General features: G+C 52.7%; 9 protein-coding genes and 1 tRNA gene. 9 read left to right on the top strand and 1 reads right to left on the bottom strand.

Annotation, left to right across the window (positions count from 1 at the left end; genetic code table 11):
* Window positions 1-164 precede the first annotated feature (164 nt).
* Window positions 165-1,433, bottom strand: coding sequence for a nickel-dependent lactate racemase family protein (locus DSOUD_RS16420; protein WP_232426463.1), 1,269 nt, complete (start codon window positions 1,431-1,433; stop codon window positions 165-167).
* 165 nt (window positions 1,434-1,598) lie between these two features.
* On the opposite strand from DSOUD_RS16420, the gene radA reads away from it, so the two are divergent.
* The 9 genes from radA (at window position 1,599) to DSOUD_RS18610 (ending at window position 11,916) form a co-directional block, all read left to right on the top strand.
* On the top strand, window positions 1,599-2,957 hold the full coding sequence (gene radA / locus DSOUD_RS16415) for a DNA repair protein RadA (RefSeq protein ID WP_053552022.1): 1,359 nt from the start codon (window positions 1,599-1,601) through the stop codon (window positions 2,955-2,957).
* A gap of 177 nt (window positions 2,958-3,134) precedes the next feature.
* Window positions 3,135-3,617, top strand: coding sequence for a cyclic pyranopterin monophosphate synthase MoaC (moaC, locus tag DSOUD_RS16410; protein ID WP_053552021.1), 483 nt, complete (start codon window positions 3,135-3,137; stop codon window positions 3,615-3,617).
* 105 nt (window positions 3,618-3,722) lie between these two features.
* Complete coding sequence (locus tag DSOUD_RS16405; RefSeq protein WP_053552020.1) at window positions 3,723-4,238, top strand: hypothetical protein; 516 nt, start codon at window positions 3,723-3,725, stop codon at window positions 4,236-4,238.
* An 84-nt stretch (window positions 4,239-4,322) separates the two neighbouring features.
* Window positions 4,323-4,679 carry an RNA polymerase-binding protein DksA gene (gene dksA, locus DSOUD_RS16400; protein WP_053552019.1) on the top strand — a complete coding sequence of 119 codons (357 nt, stop codon included), beginning with the start codon at window positions 4,323-4,325 and terminating at the stop codon, window positions 4,677-4,679.
* 35 nt (window positions 4,680-4,714) lie between these two features.
* Complete coding sequence (locus DSOUD_RS16395; protein ID WP_157671904.1) at window positions 4,715-6,559, top strand: sensor histidine kinase; 1,845 nt, start codon at window positions 4,715-4,717, stop codon at window positions 6,557-6,559.
* A gap of 37 nt (window positions 6,560-6,596) precedes the next feature.
* Window positions 6,597-6,672 (top strand) — tRNA-Ala (locus tag DSOUD_RS16390).
* A 439-nt stretch (window positions 6,673-7,111) separates the two neighbouring features.
* Entirely contained in the window at window positions 7,112-7,672 is a 561-nt protein-coding gene (locus DSOUD_RS16385; RefSeq protein ID WP_053552432.1) for a recombinase family protein, read from the top strand.
* Between the two features lie 1,119 nt (window positions 7,673-8,791).
* Window positions 8,792-11,533 (top strand): type I restriction-modification system subunit M, encoded by a 2,742-nt coding sequence (locus DSOUD_RS16380; protein ID WP_053552017.1) that lies wholly within the window; start codon window positions 8,792-8,794, stop codon window positions 11,531-11,533.
* Complete coding sequence (locus DSOUD_RS18610) at window positions 11,524-11,916, top strand: restriction endonuclease subunit S domain-containing protein (RefSeq protein WP_157671903.1); 393 nt, start codon at window positions 11,524-11,526, stop codon at window positions 11,914-11,916. The genes DSOUD_RS16380 and DSOUD_RS18610 overlap by 10 nt, the downstream gene beginning before the upstream one ends.
* Window positions 11,917-11,921: the final 5 nt, after the last annotated feature.

Here is an 11,921-nt window from a genome sequence, read left to right as displayed (position 1 = left end):
CACTGACACTTTTGCCGCCAGTGGTAATAATCCCTTTCACCGGATCGAAGTAGCCCAAAAGGCATGAGATGGCCACCAAGGCACCAAGGCACGAAAAAAAACAGACCTGGATTCAGGTTTTCAACTTGGTGTCTTGGCGGCAATATTTGGTTTTTGCAAAGTTTTCAGGGCGCGATGATCATCGGCACCACAGTCCCGCCGTCGGGGATGATCACGCAGGTTTGCGGCCGTCCCTCCCGGGCCAGAGCCAGGGCCTCATCGAGGTCGGCAGCCTTTTCCATCCCCATGGCGCCGGTCTCCACCTCCCCGAGTTCGCTGACCAGGATGACGCGGAAGGCCCGGGCCTTGGCCAGCGTCGCGTAGGCGGTCTGGCCGTTGATCTCGTACCCCTGGCGCAGGGCGGCTTCGAAGGAGGGGAGATCCTGATGACGGAACCAGTCGAAAAAAGTCGGATTGCCGAAGCCGTCGGGGCAGGCGGCCAGGAGAACGAGGGTGCCGCCGGGGCGCAGCGCCCGCACTCCGTAGTCGAGGGCCTTGTGCGCCTGGATGAAATTGATGTCCTTGGGATCTCCTCCGCAGGAGACGATGGCCAGATCGGCCGCCGCGTCGAGGGGGACGGCATAGAGGTCGCGGACCTTGGCGCAGGCGGCCAGATGAGCCGATTCGAGGTCGCCGCAGAAGACTTGGAGGATCTCCTTCTCCGGGGTGAGGACGGTGTTGAGAAGAAAATCGGGGGCGATCATCCGCGCCGCTTCGAGGAGCCCTTCGTGGACGGGGTTTCCCGCCAGGACGCCCGTGGTCGCCCGGGGGTGCCGCCCGCCGACGGATGCCGGAAGGAAAACGGAGAAGTGGGTGGCCATGCAGGTTTCCCGCGACGCCACTCCGGGAACGAGTCCCTTGCGGCCGCCGCCGAACCCGGCGAAGTAATGAAAGCCTGCGGTCCCGGTGACGATCACCCGGTCCGCTTCGGCGACCAGGCGGTTGACGGTGACGGGGATCCCCCCGGTCGTCCGTCCGATGGTCACCAGTCGCGCCGGATTGTCGCATTCGTGGTCGCAGACGCGGATGCGGCCGTAGAGAGGGCCGAGGATCTTGCGGTGCTCGCTCTGGCTCTGCTTGCGGTGGATGCCGAGAGCGATGAGGATTGTGATGTCGCCTTCGTCCACCCCGCACCCCTCAAGGCGCTCCACCAGGATCGGCAGGTAGTGCTCGCTCCCCGTGTAGCGGGTGATGTCCGAGGTGACGATCGTCACCGTTTCCCCGGGGCGCACGATCTCTTCCAGAGGGGGCGATCCCCAGGGGGCATCGAGCGCGGCATGGATCAGGGCCTCTCTTGCCAGCGCCGGGGAGGGGGGGACGACGGAAAGAACCCGGGCGCCGGGCCAACGGCAGGGAAAGGAGGTGTTCCCGTATCTGAGATTGATGGTCGTCAAAATCCATACTCCTTCGGTCAGCTTTCCCATGATACCGGGTCTGGTTCCGCGTTGCAAGGCTGCAATCCCTTCCTCCCCGCCGGGAAGGGGTGCGGCGGGGCGATCGACGTTGACACCCCCCGGCGGAGGGCTTAGAATAAGCCCTTCATTTTTCGGGGGTTCACCGTGCGCCAGAAAACCGTCTATACCTGCCAGCAGTGCGGCCACCAGAGCCCCAAGTGGATGGGGAAATGCCCCGACTGCAATCAGTGGAACACCCTGACCGAGGAGACGGTTGCCGTGGTCAAGGGGAAGGGGCGCGCCGCGGCCCTGGCTGCGGCTGCCGTCCCCTGCCGCCTCTCGGAAGTGACGATCACCGAGGAGGACCGCATCCGCTGCGGCATCCGCGAATTCGACCGGGTCCTCGGCGGCGGGGTGGTCCCCGGCTCGCTGACACTGATCGGCGGCGATCCCGGCATCGGCAAGTCGACGTTGCTGCTGCAGAGCATCGCCCGGCTGGCCGGCGTCGGTCCGGCCCTCTATGTCACCGCCGAGGAGTCGACCCGCCAGGTCAAGCTGCGCGGCCAGCGCCTCGGCGTCGCCGCGGAGGATCTCTTTCTTCTGGCCGAGACCTCCCTCGAGGCGATTCTCGAGCGGGTGAAGGAGCTGCGCCCCTCCTTTCTCGTCATCGACTCCATTCAGACGATCTTCACCAACGCTCTCGAGTCGGCCCCCGGAAGCGTCAGCCAGGTGCGCGAGTGCGCCAGCCGGCTGATGCGGGTCGCCAAGGTCGACGGCATCCCCACCTTTCTCGTCGGCCACGTCACCAAGGACGGGTCCATCGCCGGGCCGCGGATGCTCGAACACATGGTCGACACCGTTCTCTATTTCGAAGGGGATGCCGGCCACCCCTACCGCATCCTGCGGGCAGTGAAGAACCGCTTCGGCTCCACCAATGAGATCGGCGTCTTCGAGATGAAGGAGTCGGGACTCGCCGAGGTCTCCAACCCTTCCGAGCTCTTTCTCGCCGAGCGCCCCGAGGGGGCCGCCGGCAGCGCCGTCGTCCCGTCCCTCGAAGGGAGCCGACCGATTCTGGTGGAGCTGCAGGCCCTCGTCTCCGGTTCGGCCTACGGCACGCCGCGGCGCACCACCATGGGGATCGACCACAACCGGGTCTCCCTGCTGGTGGCGGTGCTGGAAAAAAAGGTCGGCCTCTCCCTGCTGGCCCAGGACATCTTTCTCAACGTCGCCGGCGGCGTGCGTCTCGACGAACCGGCGGTGGATCTCGGGGTGATGGCGGCCCTGGCTTCGAGCCATCTCAACAGGGCGATTCCGCCGCGCACCATCCTCTTCGGCGAGGTCGGTCTGACCGGCGAGGTGCGGGCCGTCTCCCGGCCCGAACTGCGCATCTCGGAGGCGGCCCGTCTCGGCTTCGACCGTTGCCTGCTGCCGGCGGGGAACCTGAAAAATATCGACGCCCCCAGGGGGATGGCCCTGATCGGCGTGCGCAGCGCCGAGGAGGCCCTGAACGGCCTGTTTGATTGAGAATAAGGTATTTCAACGGAGAGGCGCGGAGAAAGGAGCGCCGGAGAAGGGCCCAATTCTGACCTCTCCTCCGATTGTTATTCTTCTTCCCTCCGTCTCTGCCTCTCAGCGTCTCAGCGTTGAAATCTTTTCTTGGGTGGAGATCGGCACCTAATCTGTTTATAGGAGTAAATCCATATGTCCGAACGACTGACCCATTTTGACGAGGACGGCAAGGCGATCATGGTCGAGGTCGGCCAAAAGGCGCCGACGCGCCGCGTCGCCGTCGCCCGCGGCGAGGTCCGCATGCAGGAGGGGACCCTGGCGCGGATCCTCGATCGCGGCGTCGAGAAGGGGGATGTCTTCGGCATCGCCCGCATCGCCGGAATCATGGCGGCCAAGAAAACCTCCGAACTGATCCCCCTCTGCCACCCCCTGCTCCTGACGTCCGTGGCCGTGGAGTTCTTTCCCTTCCCCGGGGAGGGGCGGGTGGAGATCGAGGCCACCGTCAAGGTCGGCGGACAGACAGGGGTGGAGATGGAAGCGCTCACCGCCATTTCGGTGGCCGCCCTGACCATTTACGACATGTGCAAGGCCGTCGACAAGGGGATGGTCCTTGGACAGATCCGCCTCATGGAGAAACAGGGGGGGAAGAGCGGCCCCTACCGGCGGGACGAGTAGCCGACTCGGCCCCAAATGATCCCCCCGGTTGCATGGGGAGGGGGTTCTGTTAAACTACCTGCCGGTTCACCCGGCAGGCTCAAACGTACGATGAGCAGGACTGACATGAAAACATTTGCCATCCGCAAGGCTTTTCTCATCCCTCTCGGACTCCTCCTCCTGCAGTGCCTCGCTCTCCTCGTCCTCTGCGTGGTCAACGGGGAACCGAAGGGGAAGATCATCATCCTCGGGGTGATCATCCTCCCCGTCGCCGTCCTCTTTCTCGAAAGCGCCTTTCGCCGGGTCCTCTTCGACGACCGGGCCTTGACCGTTTTCAAACTGCTGCGCAAAAAGGAATTCCGTTTTTCGGAGATCACCGCGGTGGAGACGATTCAGGTTCGCAAGCGGGCCTTTCTCACCCTCTCAGCCGGCGACGATTTTTTGATCATTTCCAACGCCTACGCCTCTTTTCCCGCCCTGGTCGCCACCCTGCTGGCGAGAGTTCCGCAAGGGGCGGTGAGCGAGGAAACAAGGGCCATGGCGGCGGCGCCGCCGGTCAAGAGCACCGACGTGATTTCCTGCTGGCTGGGGGTGGCCCTGTTGGCACTGATCCTGTATATCCAACTCGGCGGGAGACTGTAGGCAAGGGGCCATTTCGGTTGACTTGATACCCGACATCATTTAACTTGCGTTAATTTCTGCAACTGTTGAGGCGAGGGAGTAGCCATGAAAAAAGAAAAGGCAGAGGAATTCCGAAAAGTTTTGCAGTCGCAGCTCGATGAGCTGGTGCGGGAGGCCGGAAAGACCGTTTCCGAGATGACCGACGAAAAGACCAATTTTCCCGATCCCACCGACCGGGCTTCTCTGGAGTCGGACCGGAACTTCGAACTGCGGATTCGCGATCGCGAGCGCAAGTTGATCATGAAGATCCGTGAGGCGATCGAGCGCATCGACGAGGGAGCCTTCGGCATCTGCGAAAGCTGCGAGGAGGAGATCAGCGAGGCCCGCCTGCGCGCCCGCCCGGTGACCACCCTGTGCATCGAGTGCAAGACCGAACAGGAGCGCCAGGAAAAGATCGGCTGATCCGCGTGGCCGGGTCCGCCACCGAGCGAGGGGGGATGGAAGAGGATCGTTGGGGGTTGCTGCAGCAGTTCCTGCGTCTGGCCAATTGCGGCCTGACGGATTACCCCCGCTCCATCCGCGACTCCCTCGCCCTGCTGGCGTCCTCCCTCAAGCTCGAGGAAACGGCCCTGTGGCTTCTCGGCCCCGGGGAGGACGAATTCGACCAGGTCGCCACCGCCACGGGCCCCCAGATCTTTTCACCCTGTGCCCGCCGCCCCGGACGCAGCACCGAGGCCGAGGCGTTGCGTCTGCGGCACCCGGTCATCCGCGGCCTCAACGCCTGGTACCCCGTCTTCGACCCCGGCCACAACTATGGCGTTCTTTCCCTGCGCTCGGCGGAAGGAAACCCCCTGGGGACGCAGGACCGCGAACTGGTGGCCGCCGTCTGCCAGCTTCTCGGCACCCTGGCCCGCCTCCATCACCATTCCCGGGAAAAACACGAGCGCGCCTCCGCCCTCGACCAGTTCCGGACCCTCTCCGCCGAAAACGACCGCAAATTCCGCGAAATTTCCGTTCTCTACCGCATCTCCCGCCTGATGCACAGCACCCTGCGTCTCAACGAACTGATGCACCTGATTCTCTCGGCCGCAACCGTTCCCGACGGGGGCGGCTTCGATCGCGCCATGCTCTTCATGGTCAACGAACGCAGCGGTGTGCTGCAGGGGCTGCTCGGGGTGACCCGTGAGGGCGCGGAACTGGTCCTGCCGCGGCAGGGGAGCGGGCGGATCTGGGACCGGCCGGAAATCACTCCGGAAGTCCTCGAAGTCCAGCGCCGCTCCCAATTCTGCCGCAGGGTGGTGAAACAGCGGCTCCCTCTCGACCTCAACGACAGCGCCCTGGCCCGGGCCGCTCTGACCGGGCAGGTGGTCTTTGTCGCCGATCCCCTGGGGGAGGACGGCTCCGGAGCCGCCCTCGCCGAAGCCCTGCAGCTCGGACCCTACCTCTGCGCCCCGCTCCTGGGACGGGAGCGGGCTCTGGGTGTTCTGGTGGTGGACAATCAATCGTCGGCGGAGGAGATCACCCCGGCACGGCGGCGTTTTCTCGAACTCTTCGTCAGTCACGCCGGCGGCGCCGTGGAAAATTCCATGCTGGTGCAGCGTCTCGAAGGGGCCCATCACGATCTGCGCGAGACCCAGGAGCGCCTGATTCAAGGGGAGAAGATGGCGGTTCTCGGGGAGATGGCCGCCTCCGTCGCCCACGAGCTCAAGAACCCCCTGGTCTCCATCGGCGGATTTGCCCAGCGTCTGGTTCGGCAGGCCGCCGACGGCAGCCAGGTGCAGGAATATTCGGCCATCATCGCCCGGGAAGTGCAGCGCATGGAGGTCATGCTCTCCAATATTCTCGGCTTTTCGAAAAAGCAGCTCCTCTGTTTCGGCGAGTGCCGTCTCGACGAGGTCATCGAGGAGGCGCTGGCGCTGGTCACGGACGCCCTTCTGCACACCTCGGTGCGGCTGGTGGTGGAAATCGCCGAGAATCTCCCCACCGTTCAGGGGGACGAGCAGAAACTGCGGCAGGTGATGATCAACTTCATCGCCAACGCCCTGCAGGCGATGAAGGAGGGGGGCACCCTGACGGTGCGGGCCTATCGGGCCTCCCTGCGGGGAGACGCCGCGGCCGCCATCGAGATCGAGGACACCGGCGGCGGGATCCCCCCGCAGGTGCTGCGCAATATTTTCAACCCCTTTTTCACCACCAAGGAGGAAGGGACGGGGCTCGGCCTCTCCATTTCCCACCGCATCATCGAACAGCATCAGGGGGAAATCGAGGTTCTCAACCGGGAACACGGGGCGGTCTTCATCGTGCATCTCCCCGCCTTCCGGAAGCACCCTTCTTTCCGTTGACAAATCCTCGCCTGTTGTTTAGAGTTGGGGCGATTTCGGGGCTGTAGCTCAGCTGGGAGAGCGACGCGTTCGCAATGCGTAGGTCAGGAGTTCGATCCTCCTCAGCTCCACCAATAAAAACAAGGACTTACGGTTAATTTCGTAGGTCCTTTTTGTTTTGAATCTTCAAATAGTTGTACCCTAGTTGTACCTATTCTTAGTGCTTGCAGGGTGATATCAGTCTGCAACGCTCATTTTTTTTGGGAAAAATTGCGGTCAATACATGCTCTTCTCGCACTATTAATCTTGTTTAAGGTAAATCGAGGGGGGGGCTTGCCGCCCACATTAATTCCCCTCACTCCCACGCGCTCAATTCCCCGCCGACCTTGACGGTGCAAATCCGTCGTCTTGCGAAATCCTCCCGTGTCAGCTAACGGTATACTGATAGTGCACACTTTAGCCTGACAGATTTTGTGTGTATTAAGGGCTTATTTAAACATTTATTGACAAATTGCCATATCGGTCTTAGAGTGTTTATACACACCTTAAGAGTGGAGGCAAATTATGGTTGATCTGAGAGGTAGGACTATAGGCTACAAGCGAGTTTCATCGTTTGAACAGAATACGGCGAGACAGCTTGAAGGAATGAGGCTTGATGTTGTGTTTGAGGAGAAGGTCAGTGGAAAGGACACGAAACGACCTGAGCTTATGGCACTCCTTAAGACCGCATACAAAGGAGACACCGTTGTGGTCCATTCAATGGATCGCTTGGCAAGAAACTTAATCGATCTAAAAATGATTGTCTCTGAGTTGGTTGAAAAAGGCACTGAAGTAAAATTCGTAAAAGAGAACCTTACCTTTTCTGGCAAAGCTGATCATTACTCTCAACTAATGCTGAACCTTATGGGGTCGTTTGCAGAGTTTGAAAGGTCATTGATTAAATCGAGGCAAATGGAAGGAATCGCTATACGAAAGGCTGCAGGCTTGTATAAGGGCGTGGGTCGCAAAAGATCCATAACGGATGATCAGATCGCAGAGATTAATAGACGAGTGTCGGCTGGGGAGATGAAAACAAAAATAGCTAAGGATATGAAAATAAGTAGGGAATCAATCTACAAACTCCTGAAGAAATAAGGGATAGATTATATTGTAAAAATTGAGAGTTGCCAAACAGTTTAAGACTTAACAATAATTACTACAATAAGGAGCTACTATATGGAAGATATATTCTGGATAATATTTACAATTGGTGTTATAGCAAATTTAGTTATGAGACAATCATAACTATACCATTGCCACAGCTAAGTTCAATTAACAGAGATTTGACAGATAATTTCAGCCGGAATCTCCATGGTTTTGCGAGCCGAGTTAATAACTATCTCGGGATATAAGGTTATTTCGTTGAGTCTTCAGTAAGCAAAATAAAAAGGGTCCGATCACGGGGGGAGTGTGACCGAGCCCTAAATGGGTGAACCTTAGATCCCCCCATTAATAGGACGGTCTGATCTTGGGGTTTATTTGTCAAGTGTTAGTAATAGTTGTGAGGCAAATTGCTTTTGCTAACAGGGACTGAAAATGAGAGATTGGCCATCAGTAACTAAGGCCATTTTTCCGCATCATGTGTGGGCTGCTATTAAGGGAATTTCTCAAAATCATTCTCCCGTGCATCAAAATGCGTTCACACAAGAAAATGTCTAAATGATGTAGTCGGATGCGCTCAGGAGGGCAGGGGGGGGCTCGCAGGAAAGGTTCTGCACTGTCAGATATCGACATTTGAATAGCAGCAGTAAATAGGTGTCGATTTCAAAATGTCAATAAAAAATAGGTAGGGAATTAGCCGGTTTTGGAAGAAATAAAGGACAGCTTACAGTATCGCTTATATCCCCATTGCTCAATTGAAGCGGTAGTTAAATGTTGACCTAGGGTATGTGGGACTATATTATTGGATAGTTTTCAGGAAAGCGTTCCTAATGACCCCTTCCGAATTGTACGCCTTTCATGTGGAACTTTAGGTGGGGGCAGCGTATGATTCATGTGGCCAACCCCTGGCTCTCGATCTAAAAATTTAAATTATTTTGTTCGAACTATTTAAAAATTTACCATGTGAGGCAAAAGGGCAAAACGATTGGTGCAAGGAACTTTTAAGTGGCATTAGATTTTTAAATCAATAAGACGGCCGACTTATTATTTTAATATCTAGTCCGTCGTATAACCCAGTTAAGCATCGGGACAAATTGGTGCATAGGAAAAAAAATGAAAGAATGGATAAAATTAATCGAGCAGAAGCTGCAAAATCAGAAAAACCGTGTTGCCAAAATCAACACTGACAAAGCGACAGTTCAATATTCCGAGAAAATAAAGCTAAACAGAGTTTTGAAGTCATTGACTGGTGACGAAGAAATTGTGCGGGCATTTCTCGTTGACCGATTAGTAAACGAACTCGACTATAAACCTGACAACATTGAAATTGAAAAGGAATATTCAGTAAAAGCGGGACACGGAAAACTCTCGCCAAGAATTGACATCATCGTTAAGGACGAAGAAGGCAATCCATTCTTTTTTATTGAAGCCAAAGCACCTGACAAATTCGAGAAAGACAAATCGGAAATTGAAGGGCAACTTTTTTCGTTAGCCCAAGCGGAAGAAAAAGATTTTAAAACCAAAGTTAGATATTTGGTTTATTACACAGCCGACTTGCAAGACGAGGGAATTTTAGACAAGGCAATCATTATTGATTTTGAAAAGTACCGTAATTACAGCGATTGGGAAAATGATGGGTTCATCTCCATCGGCATAGAATTAACCGCAGGTTATGGAGAACCTAAGAAACAACCATTAATCAAAGGGCACGAAAAGCACGACTTAAGAAACAAAATAAATCGTGAAGAAATCGAAGGTTTGGGAAGAAACTTACATAACGTGCTTTGGGGCGGTGGTGGAACAAACGACAGTGAAATTTTTTATTCCCTTGTAAATATAATTCTTGCCAAAGTCCAGGATGAATACGAAAAAGAAGACGAAGAGGAATATGATTTTCAGATTTATCAATATGGTAATAACGTTGAAAGTTCAGAAAAGGTTTATGACAGAATAAACAAACTTTACAAACGGGCTTTAAAAGATCAACTCAATGTATCGGAACAGCAAAAAATTGATGATGACAATGTGACCAACCGTAACAAGTTTCCTCTAAACAAACTGATTTACACTGTACAGGCGTTGGAGAATTTTTCATTTTTAGAAGGTCGTAGTTCATTAGACGGTAAAGACATTCTTGGCGACTTTTTTGAAACTATCACTAGAGATGGTTTTAAACAAAATAAAGGTCAATTCTTTACACCAACACCAATTGTAAATTTTTTACTTTATGCTTTACAACTTGACAGCTTGGCAATCGACCGACTTAATAATGACCGTGAATTACCTTTGATTATTGATCCTTCGGCAGGAAGTGGAACTTATTTGGTCGAGGCTATGAAACTCATCACCAAAGAATTGAAATACAAACAAAAAGAAAAACTCAAATCAAGCCGACAAATTAAACAACGATTTGAAGAGCTTTTTTCACCTGATTATGCCGAGAACAAATGGGCAAGAGAATATTTATACGGTTCTGAAATCAATTTTGACTTAGGCACGGCTTCAAAGGTCAATATGATTTTACATGGTGACGGCTCAACCAATATTTTCGTAAAAGACGGATTGCTTCCATTTCGCTTTTATGTAAAAGAAACATCGCCCAACTTTTTAGAAACTGCCACGCCTGAAACTTTGTACAACGACAAAGAAGTTAATGCAAAGTTTGATGTGGCTATCAGTAATCCACCCTTCAGCGTTGATTTAGATACACAAACTCAACGAGAAGTAAAAAATGTATTCGTTTTTGGAGACAAAAGGAATTCCGAAAACTTGTTTATTGAACGATATTACCAACTTTTGAAAGAAGGTGGTCGCTTAGGTGTTGTTCTGCCCGAAAGTGTTTTTGACACCACGGAAAATAAGTATATCCGCCTGTTTCTCTTCAAATACTTTAATGTAAAGGCAATCGTAAGCCTTCCGCAGATTACGTTTGAGCCGTTTACTTCAACCAAAACTAGCCTTTTGTTTGCTCAAAAGAAAACCAAACAGCAAGTAGAGAAATGGAACACACTTTGGGACAAGCACGGCAAAGAATGGAGTTTTCTAAAAACACGGGTTACAGACTATGTGAAATATTTCGTCAATGAAGAAAAGATTAATAAAAAGTGGGCAAAAGATGTAGTTGATGACCTTGAAAAAGAAAACTTTGAGAATATCAAGGCCAATATTTATCGCTTTTTAAAAGATTATTTAACGCCCGAAGATGAAAAGTTAACGCCAAAAGAGTTTTTAATAAAATACATGGATGAAATAGACAACATCTCAAAATTTGAGAGAGAAACTAATGTCTTTGGTTTTTATAATGCTTGGTGGGTTTTTGGAGAAGTAGCTAAAGAGTTAGACTATGACATTTTTATGGCAGAGGCTGAAAATATCGGCTACAAAAGAACAAAACGTGGCGAAAAACCAATGCCAAACGACTTGTACGATTTGGAATATGCACCCTATCAAATAGATGCTAATGACATCATTTCCTCTTACGATAAAAACCTGAAAATCTTAAACGACCTTTTGGCTGAGAGCAAGAAAGTCCTTGAAGCCTTAGAAAATAAAATGGCTTCAAAGGAAACTGAACTACAAAAAAAGAAAATCGAAAGCCTTGAAACTGATATTAAAGAGCAAATTGGAAAAATTGAGAATCTAGAAGCAGAGAAAGACCAAGTCACTTTAATTTTTGAAACCTATTATGACGGCGACAAATTAAAAACTGAATATTCAGAAAGAACAGATTCCGAATTGATTAACCATTTCAAAAGCGGTGTACTTTCTCGCTACAAAAGTGATGACATTGTGCTTCGCTCTACTAAATTACTCACCATATTAGACAATATCAGAAAGGAAGTAATATGGGAGTAGTAAAAGCAACAGTCAAACTTTCATCACTTTCTAGTAACGCTAACCTCCGTCTTTGTTTTTCAAAAGATGCCCCAAAAACCTCAAGAGAACTGGTCAAGCTTCTAGGTTGTCTGTCATTATTTGAATCAGGCAGCAGGCCCAAGGGTGGAATTGTTTATTTCGAAGATGAAGAAGTCGCATTGAGTCTTGGTGGTGAACAAATTGGAAAAGACGGAAAAATAAACCTAACTAATATGCCTCTTGTTCCACTAGAGTTTTACAATACGACTGAAAAAGGAATGGTAAAACAAGATGATATCCTTGTTTGCAAGGATGGTGCTTTAACTGGAAAATGCTGTTTTGTCAATTTCAATTTTCCGATTAATGAGGTCGGTCGTCAATAGCGGAC

The sequence above is a fragment of the Desulfuromonas soudanensis genome (genome assembly GCF_001278055.1).
Lineage (GTDB): Bacteria > Desulfobacterota > Desulfuromonadia > Desulfuromonadales > WTL > Deferrimonas > Deferrimonas soudanensis.
The sequence above is the reverse complement of the archived record's forward strand: the minus strand, read 5'-3'. Positions and strand labels throughout refer to the sequence as shown.